Consider the following 15,200-nt stretch of genomic DNA (forward strand, 5'->3'; position numbering starts at 1 on the left):
CGGAGCGAGCGGCAGATCATCCTTGTCCACCACGATCCAGCAGGCAAGGAGCTGCCGCAGGATCTCCTTCTGACCGATCCATTGACTCTCGATGTCCACCGGATGGCTCAAATGCAGGGTGATGCCTTCTATTTCGACTACATTCTTTGTTTGTTTCGGCACGGTCGTTCTCCTTATGGGCCAATAGGGTCCGTCCCTCACGTCACTCATAGCAAGGCATGTCATTCCCCGACTCGATCGGGGAATCCAGATAAAACAAACTGGATTGTCCGGTCGAGCCGGACAATGACAAAAAAAATATCAATAAAATAGGGATGGCCCCTATTTCACAGCCGATTGACCCCGTTCAGCGCCGCCACCTTGTAGGCATCCGAAAGCGTGGGGTAGTTAAAGACCGCGTTGATAAAATAATCAATGGTCCCGTTGAAGCTCAGGACCGCCTGTCCGATGTGGATGAGCTCGGTGGAACGCTCCCCGATGATGTGCACCCCCAGAAGCCTGCGGTTCTCACGGTGGAACAGGAGCTTGAGCATCCCATAGATATCGCCGATGATCTGGCCCCTTGCCACTTCATTGAAAAAGGCCTGCCCGACCTCGTAGGGGATCCCCTGCCTGGTGAGGCTCTCCTCGGTCTCTCCGACCATGGAGATCTCGGGAATCGTGTAGATCCCATAGGGGAGGATGTTCGATGGACCCGAGACCGGGCACTCCTGCATCAGGGCCGCACACATGGACAGGCGTCCCTGCTCCTGTGAGGTCGAGGCCAGGCCAGGCCCGCCGATGACGTCACCTGCGGCAAAGATACTCGGCACGCTTGTCCTGTATTCCTGGTCCACCTCCACCCTCCCCCGCTTCCCTATATTTACGCCGATCTTCTCCAGGTTCAGACCTTCTGTGTTGGCAGATCTGCCGAGGGTAAACAGGAGCTTCTCCGAGACCACCTGTTTGCCGCTCTTGAGATGAGTCACCACACGGCCTGGATGCTCAACCTCGATCTTTGACATTTCTTCTCCAAGCCTCAGGACCACTCCGGACTGGCGCATCCAATAGGAGAGCGAATTCACGATTTCCTGATCGGCAAAAGTCAGGAGGCGCTCCTGCTTTTCTACGACTGTGACCTCGGTTCCGAGACAGGCGAAGATGGATGCATATTCACATCCGATCACCCCTCCGCCGATGATGGTCAGGGAGCGGGGGATGGTATCAATCTGCAGGATGGTGTCGCTGTCGTAAACCGTGGGTTCTCCGAAGGGGACTTCGGGCGGGCGGTTGGGCCTCCCACCTACGGCAATCAGAATCACATCCGCCTGATAGTTCTCCACCCGCCCCTGGCTGTCCCTGACTGCAAGGGTATGAGCGTCTTCAAAAGAGGCCTCGCCATAGATGATCTCCACGTCGTTGCGGGTGAACTGGTCTATGATCACCTCCATCTGCCGGTGAACCACGGTATCCTTCCTATGCATCAGTTCCTGGAACTTGACGTTCTTCCCCAGGTCACAATGGAAACCGTAGATGACCCGCTGTTTCAAGCCATAGAGATAGAGAGCGGTTTCACGAAGCGTCTTGCTCGGGATGGTACCGGTCTGAAGGCCTGCTCCACCGATGAAGGGGTTTTTCTCGATGACGGCTACACGGCGTTTAAGCTTCGCGGCCTGGATGGCCCCTTTTTCCCCGGCGGGTCCTGAACCCATAACCAGAACATCGTATTTTTTCATGATCTCCACCAAGAGAAAACAAAAACCTTTTGGCCACGAATGGACACGAATCTACACAAGGAAACTGCTGTTGTTTATTCGAGTTTACTCATGCCAATTCTCGTCATCGAATTTATGAATCCAGGGACTTAGTATACGAAGGAACCGGAAGAGTTGTCAACTGGTCAACCGCCGGCATAGAGAAGGTACTGTTCCCGCCGAGCCTTAAAAGAGTCGAGGTCTTGCCGCCACCCCTCTTCGATCTCGGCAAGGGGCTTCATCCCTTCCAGATCTCTGCGTATGGCATCGTCCCCGGTCAGGATATCGATCGGAAGCCTTTTCTCTTCATACTCATAGGGCGGCTTTCTCCACTGGAACTCCCCGGGATAGAGGGAGATCACGGACTGGAGAATGGCAAGGGTCGTCCGGTAGGGGCGGAAGGCGTTCCGGTCCGTGACGTGGATCTGAAACCCGTGGCACATCTTTCCATTCCATTTGTTAAATGTCGGCAAAAAGTGATGTTCCCTGAAGATAAGCCCGGGCAAGGCATATTTCTGCAGCTTTCTGCCGAGATCCTTGACTTCGATATAGGGCGCGCCGAAGCATTCAAAGGGGCGCGTGGTTCCGCGACCTTCGGAGATGTTGGTCCCCTCGAGCAGGACCTGCCCGGGATAGACCAGCGCCGTGTCCGGCGTGGGAAGGTTCGGGGAAGGGATCACCCAAGGGAGTCCCGTGTCCTGGAAAAAGGTCCCCCGCCGCCATCCCAGCATGGGGACGACCGTGAGATCGCAGCCGATGCCCATCTCACGGTTGAAAAACTGGGCCAGTTCTCCGATGGTCATGCCGTGCCGCATGGGAAGGGAAAACATCCCGACAAAAGAAGCGAATTCCGGCTTGAGGAGGTTTCCTTCCACCTCCAGTCCCCCGATGGGATTGGGCCGGTCGAGTACTACAACCTTCCTGCCCGTTTCGCCGGCGGCCTGCAGGCAGTAAGCCATGGTGTAAATGAAGGTATAGACACGGGTGCCCACATTCTGGAGATCAATGACCAGAATATCCATCTCATTCATCATCTCCGGCGTGGGTTTCCTCGTATCCGAATAGAGGCTGAAAACCGGGATGCCGAGTTCCCGGTCCACCGAGTCCGGGGACTCCATCATATTGTCCTGTTTCTCCCCGAAGATACCGTGCTGGGGCGCAAAAAGGGCCTTAAGATTCCTGCCGCAGAGTTCTCCGAAGATCACTCGGGAGTGCACCAGGCCTGAATCCACAGAGGCTGGATTGACCAGAAGACCAATCCGGTTCTTTTTTAAAAAACCGGGCGGGTTGGATTTGATCTGCTGAAGGCCGGTGTGAACCATGTACGATCGAGTCTTTGTAGAGAGGACGCCAGGAAAAGAGCTTTCCTTTTATCCTGTTATCCGGGAAAGCCGCCTAAACTTCTTACTCAAGGGTCTCGGAATAGAATTGACACGGATTGCAAAATCTCCCCTCCTCCCTCCTCAGAGGGATAACTCCCCCTTACCCCCTCTTAAATAAGAGGGGGTCTCCCTTTGGAAAAGGGAGGCTTCGGCGTGAGCTCAGCCGAACGGTGAGGTGGGATTTGTACAGGTTGAAACTACTCATCCCGTCCGAATTTTGGCCCGGCGCTCTTGACTTCATCAGGGACATTGTCGGAATAATTTTTAAAATTCTTGTGGAAGAGTCCGGCCAGTTCCTTGGCCTTTGTGTCATAGGCTGTTGGATCCTTCCATGTGTTCCTGGGCTGCAGGACCTCTTTGGGCACATCCGGACAGGACTCCGGAATGTGGAGCCCGAAGAAGGGGTCTTCCTGGGTCGGGATTTCCTTGAGCCTGCCGCTCAGGATGGCCCGCAGGATCGAACGGGTATGTGCAATATCCATCCTCTTCCCGGCGCCGTAGGCGCCCCCGGTCCAGCCCGTATTGACCAGCCAGCAGTCCGATTGGTATTTCATGATCTTTTCCCCGAGCATGGTGGCATATACGCCCGGCGGAAGGGCCATAAAGGGAGCGCCGAAACAGGTGCTGAACGTGGCCTGAGGCTCATCCCCTATCCCCTTTTCCGTCCCTGCCACCTTGGCCGTATACCCGGAGAGGAAATGGTACATGGCCTGCTCCGGTGTCAGACGGGCGACCGGAGGCATGACCCCGAAGGCATCGCAGGTCAGCATGATGATGTTTTTCGGATGCCCGCCCATGCCCGAAATCACGGACCCCTGGATCGCCGATATGTGATAGGCCGCTCGGGTATTTTCGGTCAAAGTGGCGTCATTCAGGTCCACCCGCCTCGTCTCCGGATCCACGCCGACATTTTCCAGAATGGTCCCGAACCGCCGGGTGCAACGGTAGATCTGGGGCTCCGCCTCGGGGGAAAGACGGATCACCTTGGCATAGCATCCCCCCTCAAAATTGAAGACCCCGTGGTCGCTCCATCCATGCTCATCGTCTCCGATCAGGCCTCGCTCAGGGTCCGCTGAAAGGGTGGTCTTGCCCGTGCCCGAAAGTCCGAAAAAGACGGCCACGTCACCGGACTCGCCCACATTGGCCGAACAGTGCATGGGAAGAACCTTGTCCTCCCTTGGAAGAAAATAGTTCAGGATCGTAAAGACCGACTTCTTGATCTCGCCGGCATAGCTGGTCCCCCCGATGAGGATCAGTTTTTTGCCGAAGTTCACGATGATGAAGGCCTCGGAGTTGGTCCCGTCGAGTTCCGGGTTGGCATGAAAATGAGGGACATTCAGGATCGTACACTCAGGCACGTGATTCGCGAGCTTCTCCTTGTCCTCGATCTGGACGAACATGTTCCTGACGAAAAGATTATGCCAGGCTGTCTCTGTGATGATGCGGATCGGGACCTGATACTTGGGGTCGGCCCCGGCATAACAGTCCTGAATATAGAGATCCTTGCCCTGGATATAGGCCAGCAGCCGAAGGAAGAGGAAGTCCACCTTCTTCTTCTCGATGGGACGGTTGACCTGCCCCCACCAGACGTGGCTTTCGCTTGAAGGCTCTTTGACAATGAACTTTTCGTTTGCGGCCCGGCCCGTATAATGCCCGGTCTTCACGGCAATGGGCCCCCGGTGCAGGATCATCCCTTCCCTTCTCCGGACGATCTCTTCATACAAGGCCCCGGTGGTCAGATTCCAATAGACATTCCCGACATTCTTGATCCCGTGGTTTTCCAGGCCGTATTTTTTATTGATCGTCTGCTGCAATTGCATGGTCACTCCCCTCTTTCAGGCATGATACAACAAGGAACCGGGAGTTCCCCGATTCTTCTGATTCCATAATACTTTAAAACATGGTCTGAATTCTTCGATGAGCCGGAAGTTTCTCTACCCGTTATTTTTTAACATAACTTAAGACCCTCTGTCCATTTAAATTTGCTTCAAGAAGATATAGGAATGCCTTATTGAAATGGATATTTTGTCATAATATTATTTATTAAATAATATCGGTTGACATTCACATGTTTTTAGAATATACAAAATTCGTAGAAAATCTTTCTACTTTCAATATTTTTTTGTTCCAACATGGGGAGGGGATATGAAGAACAACAAATTTCTTGAAATGGTCGTTATTCTCATTGTTGTCTTGGCATTTACACCGTTTATTCAGGGCGGATGCGGGGGTGGAGGAGGCGGGGGCGGCGGGAACCCTGCTTCGGAAAATACGTCCACCACACCGGAAAACACAAAAACACTGGCAACCCTGAATGCATCGAGTTCTTCTCATACCACGGATATACTTCAGACCGGTTCTTTAATCAACGATGCGATTGAATCATTCATATCAGAAGAGTCTGTTGGAGCATCTTCTTCTGATAATAGCCAGCCTCCATTATTCAAGAATGTTCAGAGAATTCTAAACAAGATGCACGCCGAGTCCCGGGGAGGTAAAGTCAATGCCCTTGGATCTCAGCAGCCGGATACGCCCCCGGAATCCTGCGAGGGGGGTGGAACCGTGGACCTTTCCATGAACTGGGACGGACCGAATGGAGATATAGACATCTCAGATTGCTCCCAAATAAACAATCTGCATATGACCATCACCATGAACAACTGCGTGGAGTCCGGGGTTGATCTCAATGGGACCATGGACGTCACGGTTCCGGGCAGTTCCTGCGCAGAACCCTCGTCAATGAGCATGACCCTGAAATTCAATGGCCATGACTCTGTAGAGAATTATACGGCCGATTTTGATGCCACCATGAATGTGACAGACATTGTCTGGGATCAGACAGCCATAGCGATCCAAAGCATGAAGGTAAATGTAACCGGAACCATCTCCGGAGACGATGCGGGTACTCCCTTCAGTGAAACCTACGACAATTTCATGATCGGATTCGGAGATACCGGCTCACAATATCAAATCTCAATGGATGGCTTTGTCCAGACGACCTGCATGGACGGTTGGGTTCAGGTCACTACACAGGAACCGGTACTCTATCCATATGACTTCTCCTGCCCTACCGGAGGACAGGTCAGCCTCCATGGAAACGGAGATGCAGTCATATCCATTCACTCTGATTCCAGTATCGACATCACTGTGAATGGTACGACCACGCCTTATATTTCATGCCAGGATGTCCCGGCCTGCAACGGGTAAACCTCTCGGTTACTGCCCACAAGACAAAAAAAAAGATCCCCCAGGTCGGGGGATCTTTTTTTGTCCGAAATGGAGGCCTTACCACTCCGCAAGGCTTTGAATGGAGGCTCGGTAGGGCCCCAACACTGAAGCGTCTTTGAAATAGACCTTTTTCATATAATCCAGCACCCAGGAATAATATTCAAAACGGCTGGAGAGGTCCTGAAAGATTTCCGCTCCCTGCTTTTCGGCCAGACGGTCGAATTCCGAGACCGTGGAGTAGGAGTATTTTCCCTGGTCCATATAATATTTGAGTGAGGAACCCTTGACTACGAAATCCCGGTAAATCCCGGTCATGAAGAGTGTATAATCACCGATATGCTGCCTGATCTCCCGCTCTCTGAACGGACTGAACCGGTCGCTCTGCAGATCCATGGCGGAATTCGCCTCCGTGAGGAAGTCTACCATATACTCTACCCTCTCGCCCAGGGCATTCTTGATCTTATAGAGCCGGTCCGTAGAGGCAAAACGGGCAAGCAGGCTTGAGACATAATCCGCAACCGGCATATTATCAATGAAAAGCTGTTGAAAACAAAGGAGGGTCAATTTCTGGAAAAATCTTTTCAAACCAGGCGCCCGGTCATCTCTTTCCATATCCTTTTCTCCATGAAAGAAATTATCTTGCTTACACTTTATATTCATTTTATCATACCTTCTTAAAATCTTCTATGTTTCATTTTATGATCAAGTCATGACAACTTCAAGAGGGAGAAAGGACCCATGGATCAGGAAAGAGACCGTCTGAAAGAACTGGAGGACGATGACCGGCGCTACATCTGGCACCCGTTCACTCAAATGCAGGAATATGAGAAAGAAACTCCCTTGATCATCGAACGGGCTGAGGGGGTCTATCTTTTCGACATCCACGGCAAACGCTACATGGACGGTGTCTCCTCGCTCTGGGTCAATGTGCACGGCCACCGGAGGCCTGAGATCGACCGGGCCATCAAGGAGCAGATTGACCGGGTCTCGCATTCCACGCTCCTCGGCATCTCCAATGTCCCGGCCATTGAGCTGGCAAAAAAACTCGTGAAAATCACCCCTCCTGGTCTTGAAAAGGTCTTCTATTCGGACAGCGGATCCACGGCCGTGGAGATCGCCCTGAAGATCTCTTTCCAGTTCTTTCAGCACCGGATGGGCAAGTCCTGTAAAAAGACCCGCTTTATTGCCCTGACCAACGCCTATCATGGAGACACCATCGGCTCGGTGAGCGTAGGGGGAATACCTCTGTTTCATGATCTCTTTCATCCCCTTCTGTTCCCCTGTGATTTTGCCCCTTCTCCATACTGCTACCGATGCCCGCTGGAGATGACGTATCCCTCATGCAGCCTTGCCTGTGCCGATGAGCTTGAAAACACGGTCCGCCGGATCCATGAAGAGACCGCCGCCCTGATCATCGAGCCGCTGGTCCAGGGCGCGGCGGGGATGTTGACCGCCCCTCCGGGCTATCTCGCCCGTGTCCGGAAGATCTGCACACGATATGATCTGCTGATGATTGCCGACGAGGTAGCCACGGGATTCGGGCGCACCGGAACGCTATTTGCCTGTGAACAGGAAGGGGTCACGCCCGATCTCCTCTGCCTGGCCAAGGGGATGACCGGGGGATACCTTCCCCTGGCCGCGACCCTGACTACGCAGGAGGTTTTTGATGCCTTCCTGGGGCCGTATGAGGAATTCAAGACCTTCTTCCACGGCCACACCTATACGGGAAATCCCCTGGCCTGCGCGGCGGCGCTGGCCAGCATTTCCCTGCTTTCGCCCGAAGAAGTCCTGCCGGGTTTCCAGGCACGCATCCAGTGCCTTTCAGAGGAACTGGCTCGTTTACAAGGATTGAATCACGTGGGTGAGGTGAGGCAGAAGGGGTTCATGGTCGGGATCGAGCTGGTTCGGAACCGGGCGGCCAAAGAGCCCTATCCATTAAAGGATCAAGTAGGCCACCGGGTGATCCTCGAGGCCCGGAAGAAAGGGATGATCATCAGACCTCTCGGCAACGTGATCGTCCTGATGCCGCCTCTTTGCATGGAAGAGGGAGAGATCCGGGAGATGGTTGCAATCACCGGAGCGGCGATCCGGGAAGTGACGGAATAAAGTGGAATCCCACTTGACCGATGGGATAATATCTCTCAGTACTGAAAGAGCGGCGCCAAAACTTCATGACTCTTCCATAAAACTTGACAAACAACTCGGAGGTATTATATACATGAATGTGTGAGGGTATCAGGCCTTGATAGTGAATGAAATGAATAGAAGGAGAGTGACATGGCTGCCCCGAATAGAATTCTGAAAGAGGCATTGAATCTAAAACCTGCAGAAAAAGCGGAACTAATCGACAAACTGATTTATAGCCTGGACAAACCTGATGCAGAGATTGACGAATTATGGGTAAAGGAGGCTGAGAACCGGATTGATGCTTATGAACGTGGAGAGATTAAGGTTGTTGCATTGGAAAAAATTCTTGAAAAATATAAGCAGGATCCGAAATGAGGATCCGATTCTTGGAAATAGCACAGATTGAACTGTATGAAGCCATCGAATATTACAACTATGAAGTATCCGGACTTGGTGAAGCTTTTCTGAGCGAAGTATTGAACGTTCTTGATAGAATTGGAAAATATCCCGAAGCATGGCCGTCTTGCTCAAAGCGAACCAGAAGGACTCAGACTCGGCGCTTCCCTTATGGAATCATGTATCAAATTCGGAAGGATGAAATTTTAATAGTTGCCATTGCACATCTTCATAGAAAACCGGACTATTGGAAAGACCGAATATAATTTGAACTTTTCTTAAATAGAAAAGATCGGGGAGTTACCGGAATATCTCCGGCCGGTTGGTAAAGACCCCGTCCACGCCCCACGTCTCAAGCTCTTTGACTCGGGAGATTTGGTCCACCACGTAGGGATAGACACGGATTTCTCTGCTGTGGAAGGCATGGACCATGTCCGGGGTAACGGACTGCTCCTCGGGATGAAAAGAGACGGCCTTGAATTCCAAGGCCCGGTCAAGCAAAGGCTTCCAGTGCCCGTTCCCGTCATAGAGAATCCCGATCCGGACTGCCGGCCGGAGATCCCGGACGATCTTCAGGGCATGAAGGTCAAAGCAGGAAATCAGCACCTGATCTTCCATGTCTCTTGCGGTGACGGTCTCCAGGATCTTCTCTTCGATCCCTTGGGACCGGGGGGCATCTTTCTTGATTTCGAGGTTCAGGGGGATCTCTCCCTTGGTGAGAGAGAGGAGATCTTCAAGGGTCGGGATCCGGGTTCCGGCGAACGGATCTGAAAACCAGGAACCGAAATCGTATCTTAGGAGCTCCGCCAGCGTGAAGTCATGGATGGGAAGAGTCGTCCCCGTGATCCGTTTGATGTCTGCATCATGAGAGAGCACAGGGACCCGGTCGGCAGTAAGACGAATATCGGTCTCGATCATGCCCGCCTTGAGATCCATGGCCATGCGGAAGGCCGGGATGGTGTTTTCCGGGGCGAGGAATGATGCCCCGCGGTGGGCGATCACCAGGAAGTCCTTCATCGCCGGCTCCATGCCATGGCGCATCTCACGGCCCTGTTCCATCCGGCGCAGAGGGCCTTTCTTTCACTCTCGACCATGGTTGGGAGGAATCGCTCTTTGAGCCTCCAGATCCTGGAGACCTCGTCCAGGCTCTTCCAGAAACCTACAGCGAGACCGGATAGGAAAGCGGCGCCGAGCGCCGTGGTCTCTTGAACCTCGGGCCTTTCCACGGGGAGCTTCAGGATGTCGGCTTGGAACTGCATAAGAAAGCGGTTGCCCACGGCGCCTCCGTCCACACGGAGGCTCCGGATCGGAATGCCGGAGTCTTGCCGCATCACGTTCAATACATCGAGGGTCTGATACGCGATGGACTCCAGGACCGCCCTGATGATCTGGGCGCGTCCGGCCCCCCTGGTGAGCCCCACGATCGTTCCCCTCGCATACATGTCCCAGTAAGGCGCCCCCAGCCCCACAAAGGCCGGGACCACATAGACCCCGCCCGTATCGGGTACGCTCCTTGCAAGGGCCTCGCTCTCCTCAGCATGGTCGAAAAATTTCAGTTCGTCTCTGAGCCACTGGACGGCCGCACCGGCAATAAAAATACTTCCCTCAAGGGCATAGGTAATCTTCCCGCCGATGCCCCAGGCGATCGAGGTGAGGAGGCCGTTCCCCGAAGCCACCGGGGCGGGCCCCGTGTTCATCACCATAAAGCAGCCGGTCCCGTAGGTGTTCTTGACCATCCCCTTCTGAAAACAGACCTGGCCGAAGAGAGCGGCCTGCTGGTCCCCGGCTACTCCGGTAATGGGGATGGCCTCCCCGCCGAAAAGATCCGCCTGTGTGGAGCCGAAATCCCCGCTTGAGGGGCGCACCTCCGGAAGGATGGCCTCTGGAATATCAAGCTCATTCAGAATCTCCCGGTCCCAGCACATCTCATGGATATTGTACAGCATGGTCCTTGAGGCATTGGAATAATCGGTGGCGTGCACGGCGCCACCGGTCAGATGATAAATCAGGAACGAATCCATGGTCCCGAAGCAGAGATCTCCTCTCAAGGCCATCTCTCCGGCCCCTTCTACATGATTCAGAATCCATTGGACCTTGGTCCCTGAGAAATAGGCATCTATGACCAGTCCGGTTTTTTTGCGGATGATCTCCTCCAACCCTTTCTGCTTCAACTGCTCGCACGCTGGGGCCGTTCTCCGGCATTGCCAGACGATGGCGTGATGGATCGGCCTCCCGGTCTTCCTTTCCCAGATCACCGTGGTCTCCCGCTGGTTGGTGATCCCGATCCCCGCAATCTCCGCCGGGGCTATGCCAGCCTTCCGGATCGCATCACGGGCAACGTCAAGCTGGGTCTCCCAGATCTCCATGGGATCATGTTCCACCCATCCCGGCCTGGGATAGATCTGCCTGAACTCCTTCTGAGAGGAGGCGAGGATTCTTCCTTCCCGGTCAAAGAGAACGGCCCGTGAACTGGTGGTACCCTGATCGAGGGAGAGGACGGCCTTCTTCATCGAATTTATTCAGCCCTCCCCTGCAGGTAGGCGAGATCCCTGCTCTGGCTCGCCTTGGTTCCGATCCTGAGCACCCTGAACCGCCGGGTCTCAGACTGCCTATAGTAGATCCGGCCGGATGATCCGAAACCCAGCTCAAAGGCATCGCACTTCTCAACCCCGGAGATTTTCCTCCTGATCTTAAGACCGGGATCTCCGTCGTTCAACCGTTTCAGCATCTCCTCGGCCTGTAGTTTTATTTTCTCATCCCCCAGACGGACAAGATCTTCCACGGCCTTCCGGTCCATTTCCAGATTCCGATAAAGTTTTGCAAAACGTTCGGACAGGGCCTGTTCCTCCTTGACGGACCTGGATTTCTGCGCTTCATGTCTGACCGCTTTCTCTTCCAGTGTGTCTATCTTTTCCTTCTGCTCCTCGGTCTGCTCGATGGTCACAAGGAGCTCTTCTTCCAGGGAAGCCTTCTCCTTTTCCAGCCGTTCCACTTCCTGTATCCACACGTCCTCCTGGGTCTTGATATCGGAGAGTCTGCTGCGGGCCTCCTGAAGTTCATGCTCCACCTGATCGATCACCGTACGCTTTTCGGTTTCGAACCTTTCCTCCATATCGTGTATCCTCTTTTCCTCAAGCAGGGAGGATCGCTGGTAATAGAGATATAGAAAAACCACCGTCGACAGAATATAGGCCAGCAGAATGCCGCTCCCCAGCCATGAGGTCACCGGGATTTTTACCGAAACCACGATATTCATCCCCTGGATGTATTCCGAGTATTTCTCCAGGTAGTCTTCCACCTTTCCGGCGGCCTGGTTCGCGATATATCCATTTTCATCAAAAAGAGAACCGGGTTTCTTTTCCGGAACCTTGCCTTTGATAAAGGGTGAAAGGAGGTGTTCATAATATGGATAGATGACGTTCTCCTGGGCATCGGTGATACGCACCCCGGTCTCCGCTCCCAGACGGGCAGCCCGACTTTTGGCAAGTATGGAAACAACGTTCTTATTCACTTCATCATAAAGGCTGACCTTCCCCTGAAGAAGCTCAAAATCGTTCTGAATGAGCTGCTGATGTAACACACGAGTCAGATCATTCCTGAACCAGAGCTGCAGATACGGCAGCGTCAGGACATAGAGGATGGAGGGCGCAAAAATACTGACGTAGAGAATCTTGAAGGAAAAACTTTTCATCGCTCACTTTCCGGGGATCAGCGGCCTATGGACACCGGTTTGCCGGCGGGATCGGCTGCGCCCCACTCATACCGAACCAGGGCGGCTGAAAGGATCCCCGCCGTCTCAGAGCGCAGGATCAGGCCCCCCAGCGAGACCGGTATAAAACCGTGTTCATTCAGCAGACCGGCCTCCTCCCTTGAGATTCCTCCCTCAGGCCCGACCAGGAGGGCGATGCTTCCCGGTTCAGGGCAGGCATTTCGTACTTTACGAAGGGTTCTGACCTTCTCGTTCTCATCGAAGAATATTTTAAGAGGGACGTGATCTACCTGATTCACGGCTTCATGGAGCATCACCGGATCTTTGATCCGGGGAAAATCCGGCCGGCCGCACTGTCTGGAGGCTCCTTGTGCAATACGCTGCCATCGCTTAAGCCAGTGGCCGGTTCTTTCCGGATCGAGAATCCGGACGGACCGTTCCATGTAGATGGGAATGATGTCATGGACTCCTATCTCAGCGGCCTTTTGTACCAGCCACTCCATCCTTTTTCCTTTGGGAACGGACTGCAAGAGGGTGATCCTAAGAGAGCATGAATCCGGGATGGAAGATGTTCCCAGGATGGCGCATGAAACCTCACCCTCGGGGAACCCTGAGATCTTTACCCTGTAAACAAGGCCGGAACCGTCTGAAACCTGCAAGGTATCCCCGATTCTCATACGCAGCACATCACGGATATGCCTGCCGTTCTCCCTGTCCAACATCAGAGTCTCTTTAAAAACCCGGTCCGGGCTGATAAAAAAATATCTCAACAAAAACTCCCAAATAGCTGATCGTGTGTTATCACTGGAAGATGAAACCTGAGCAGAAAAAAGAGCCTGCCTTACACATTGAGTGTATGGAACGGCTTAAGCCTTTTAAAGAATCGCCGTTCCAGGATCATGAGCACCCTCACCCGAAGGGTGTGCGACAAAAATACCTGTCCTCCGATCCCCCGATCCAGTCGGAGGACAGACCCGACCGCACAATCCACCCTTCGAGAGGCTCAGGGTGACAATTGTCATGGTGAGCTTGTCGAACCATGGATTCCCCGATCGAGTCGGGGAATGACGCTCTTAGAGAAATATGTACCCATAAATTTGTCGCAGACCCTCACCCGAAGATCCCCTTGACTTTTTCAAAAAAACTCCGGCTGATGGGATGCACATCCTCACCGCTGATCCGAGTAAACTCTTCAAGCAGTTCTCTCTGCCTGGGGTTGAGATGAGTGGGCGTCTCCACCTGAATCCTAACAAGCTGATCCCCGACGCTGTAGCCGTGCAGGCTCGGAAACCCTTTGCCCCTCAGAATGATCACGCTTCCGCTTTGGGTCCCCGGCTTGACCTCGATCATCTCCGGACCGTGGAGCGTAGGGACCCTGATCCGGTCGCCCAACGCCGCCTGGCTGAAACTGATGGGAAACTCACAGAGGATGTTGTTCCCTTCACGTGCAAAGAACTCGTGATCCTTGACCCGGATGACCACATACAGGTCGCCCCTCTGGCCGTTGTTCATTCCGGCCTCGCCTTCTCCGCTCAGCCGAAGCCTTGTGCCGGTCTCCACACCGGGAGGGATCTTCACGCTGATCGTCCGAACCGCCTGGACCTGTCCTTTCCCTCCGCACGTCTTGCAGGGGTGGGTAATGACCACACCTTCGCCGTTGCAATGACTGCAGGGCCGGCTGATGCTGAAGAAACCCTGCTGGTAACGCACCTGACCGAGCCCCCTGCACGTCGGGCATCGTTCAGGGCTCCGGCCCTTCTCAGTCCGGCGGCCACGACACTCACCGCAGGTCTCCATCCTCGGGATCTCCACCTCCGTCTGAAGGCCCATGGCCGCATTTTCAAAACTGATCTCCAAATTGTAGCGCAGGTCCGAGCCTCTCTGAGGCCTTCTCTGCCTGGCCTCCGCGCTTCCCCCGAAAAAATCGTTGAAAATGTCTCCGAAGATATCCCCTAAACCGCCGAACCCTTCCGTCCGGAAACCGGCAAAACCGTTTGAACCCATGGTATGCCCAAACTGATCGTACGTCGCGCGCTTCTGGGGGTCTGAAAGAACTTCATAGGCCTCATTGACTTCTTTGAAGCGGCCTTCGGCTTCCTTGTCATCCGGGTTCTTGTCCGGATGATACCTCATGGCAAGACGGCGGTACGCCTTTTTGATCTCTGCATCTGAAGCGTTTTGGTGGATCTCCAGAATGTCATAATAATCTCTTTTTCTATCCATAGATGATCATTCTTCAAGATTGACCTTGTCCTCATCAGGATCGATCTCATAGACCGCGCCTTCGGAGGATTGAGGATCTTTATAAATCTGCTCGGCAAACTTGTAGGACCTCTTCTTCAGTTCGTCTTTGGCTTTTTGAATCTCGGCAGCATCGGACCCCTGTAAGGCGCGCCGCGCCGACTTCAGGGCTTCCTCAATGAAGGCAAGGTCCGAAGGATCCATTTTAGACCGATATTCCCTGATGGTCTTCTCCGTATTGTAGACCAGCGCATCGCAGGCGTTCCTCTCATCGGCCAGTTCTTTCAGTTTGTGGTCTTCCTGTCTGTGCGATTCCGAATCCTGGATCATCTTTTGAATCTCTTCCTCAGAAAGCCCGCTCGATGCCGTGATCTTAATGGACTG

13 protein-coding genes and 1 pseudogene are annotated in these 15,200 nt (G+C 53.6%); 4 read left to right on the forward strand and 10 right to left on the reverse strand.

Features of this window, described 5'->3' with window-relative positions:
• Nucleotides 1-326: 326 nt before the first annotated feature.
• The 3 genes from AUK29_05850 to AUK29_05860 all read right to left on the reverse strand — a co-directional run bounded on the left by AUK29_05850 (nt 327) and on the right by AUK29_05860 (nt 4,935).
• Nucleotides 327-1,715, reverse strand: a complete 1,389-nt coding sequence (locus AUK29_05850; protein OIP63854.1) for an NAD(P)(+) transhydrogenase — start codon at nt 1,713-1,715, stop codon at nt 327-329.
• Between the two features lie 164 nt (nt 1,716-1,879).
• On the reverse strand, nt 1,880-3,055 hold the full coding sequence (locus tag AUK29_05855; protein ID OIP63842.1) for a hypothetical protein: 1,176 nt from the start codon (nt 3,053-3,055) through the stop codon (nt 1,880-1,882).
• A gap of 257 nt (nt 3,056-3,312) precedes the next feature.
• Nucleotides 3,313-4,935, reverse strand: coding sequence for a phosphoenolpyruvate carboxykinase (ATP) (locus AUK29_05860; protein ID OIP63843.1), 1,623 nt, complete (start codon nt 4,933-4,935; stop codon nt 3,313-3,315).
• A gap of 325 nt (nt 4,936-5,260) precedes the next feature.
• Here AUK29_05860 and AUK29_05865 point away from each other — a divergent pair, with 325 nt between their 5' ends.
• Nucleotides 5,261-6,322 (forward strand): hypothetical protein, encoded by a 1,062-nt coding sequence (locus tag AUK29_05865; protein ID OIP63844.1) that lies wholly within the window; start codon nt 5,261-5,263, stop codon nt 6,320-6,322.
• Between the two features lie 78 nt (nt 6,323-6,400).
• On the opposite strand, the gene AUK29_05870 is transcribed toward AUK29_05865, so the two are convergent.
• Nucleotides 6,401-7,003 (reverse strand): hypothetical protein, encoded by a 603-nt coding sequence (locus AUK29_05870; GenBank protein OIP63845.1) that lies wholly within the window; start codon nt 7,001-7,003, stop codon nt 6,401-6,403.
• 78 nt (nt 7,004-7,081) lie between these two features.
• On the opposite strand from AUK29_05870, the gene AUK29_05875 reads away from it, so the two are divergent.
• The 3 genes from AUK29_05875 (at nt 7,082) to AUK29_05885 (ending at nt 9,132) form a co-directional block, all read left to right on the forward strand.
• Nucleotides 7,082-8,449, forward strand: a complete 1,368-nt coding sequence (locus AUK29_05875; protein OIP63846.1) for an adenosylmethionine--8-amino-7-oxononanoate transaminase — start codon at nt 7,082-7,084, stop codon at nt 8,447-8,449.
• 171 nt (nt 8,450-8,620) lie between these two features.
• A complete protein-coding gene (locus AUK29_05880) occupies nt 8,621-8,845 on the forward strand; it encodes a hypothetical protein (GenBank protein OIP63847.1) in 225 nt (74 codons plus the stop codon).
• The gene (locus AUK29_05885) at nt 8,842-9,132 is read left to right on the forward strand and encodes a plasmid stabilization protein (protein OIP63848.1); all 291 of its coding nucleotides are present in this window, start codon (nt 8,842-8,844) and stop codon (nt 9,130-9,132) included. The genes AUK29_05880 and AUK29_05885 overlap by 4 nt, the downstream gene beginning before the upstream one ends.
• Before the next feature lie 34 nt (nt 9,133-9,166).
• Here the strand turns inward: AUK29_05885 and AUK29_05890 are convergent, their stop codons facing one another.
• The 6 genes and pseudogenes from AUK29_05890 to AUK29_05915 form a co-directional block, all read right to left on the reverse strand.
• Nucleotides 9,167-9,883, reverse strand: coding sequence for a hypothetical protein (locus AUK29_05890; GenBank protein ID OIP63849.1), 717 nt, complete (start codon nt 9,881-9,883; stop codon nt 9,167-9,169).
• Nucleotides 9,880-11,376 (reverse strand): glycerol kinase, encoded by a 1,497-nt coding sequence (locus AUK29_05895; GenBank protein OIP63850.1) that lies wholly within the window; start codon nt 11,374-11,376, stop codon nt 9,880-9,882. Before AUK29_05895 ends, AUK29_05890 begins: the two co-directional genes overlap by 4 nt.
• Before the next feature lie 5 nt (nt 11,377-11,381).
• Entirely contained in the window at nt 11,382-12,557 is a 1,176-nt protein-coding gene (locus AUK29_05900) for a hypothetical protein (GenBank protein ID OIP63851.1), read from the reverse strand.
• Between the two features lie 17 nt (nt 12,558-12,574).
• A complete protein-coding gene (locus AUK29_05905) occupies nt 12,575-13,297 on the reverse strand; it encodes a hypothetical protein (protein OIP63852.1) in 723 nt (240 codons plus the stop codon).
• 388 nt (nt 13,298-13,685) lie between these two features.
• Nucleotides 13,686-14,798 (reverse strand): molecular chaperone DnaJ, encoded by a 1,113-nt coding sequence (locus AUK29_05910; GenBank protein ID OIP63853.1) that lies wholly within the window; start codon nt 14,796-14,798, stop codon nt 13,686-13,688.
• Between the two features lie 6 nt (nt 14,799-14,804).
• Nucleotides 14,805-15,200, reverse strand: a pseudogene (locus AUK29_05915) (hypothetical protein).

This window comes from Nitrospirae bacterium CG2_30_53_67 (assembly GCA_001873285.1).
GTDB lineage: Bacteria > CG2-30-53-67 > CG2-30-53-67 > CG2-30-53-67 > CG2-30-53-67 > CG2-30-53-67.

Coding starts and splice junctions, on each gene's coding strand:
- AUK29_05875 (OIP63846.1), top strand. CDS start 7,082: ATGGATCAGGAAAGAGACCGTCTGAAAGAACTGGAGGACGATGACCGG.
- AUK29_05895 (OIP63850.1), bottom strand. CDS start 11,376: ATGAAGAAGGCCGTCCTCTCCCTCGATCAGGGTACCACCAGTTCACGG.
- AUK29_05905 (OIP63852.1), bottom strand. CDS start 13,297: ATGTTGGACAGGGAGAACGGCAGGCATATCCGTGATGTGCTGCGTATG.
- AUK29_05865 (OIP63844.1), top strand. CDS start 5,261: ATGAAGAACAACAAATTTCTTGAAATGGTCGTTATTCTCATTGTTGTC.
- AUK29_05890 (OIP63849.1), bottom strand. CDS start 9,883: ATGAAGGACTTCCTGGTGATCGCCCACCGCGGGGCATCATTCCTCGCC.
- AUK29_05860 (OIP63843.1), bottom strand. CDS start 4,935: ATGCAATTGCAGCAGACGATCAATAAAAAATACGGCCTGGAAAACCAC.
- AUK29_05880 (OIP63847.1), top strand. CDS start 8,621: ATGGCTGCCCCGAATAGAATTCTGAAAGAGGCATTGAATCTAAAACCT.
- AUK29_05885 (OIP63848.1), top strand. CDS start 8,842: ATGAGGATCCGATTCTTGGAAATAGCACAGATTGAACTGTATGAAGCC.
- AUK29_05870 (OIP63845.1), bottom strand. CDS start 7,003: ATGAATATAAAGTGTAAGCAAGATAATTTCTTTCATGGAGAAAAGGAT.
- AUK29_05910 (OIP63853.1), bottom strand. CDS start 14,798: ATGGATAGAAAAAGAGATTATTATGACATTCTGGAGATCCACCAAAAC.
- AUK29_05850 (OIP63854.1), bottom strand. CDS start 1,715: ATGAAAAAATACGATGTTCTGGTTATGGGTTCAGGACCCGCCGGGGAA.
- AUK29_05900 (OIP63851.1), bottom strand. CDS start 12,557: ATGAAAAGTTTTTCCTTCAAGATTCTCTACGTCAGTATTTTTGCGCCC.
- AUK29_05855 (OIP63842.1), bottom strand. CDS start 3,055: ATGGTTCACACCGGCCTTCAGCAGATCAAATCCAACCCGCCCGGTTTT.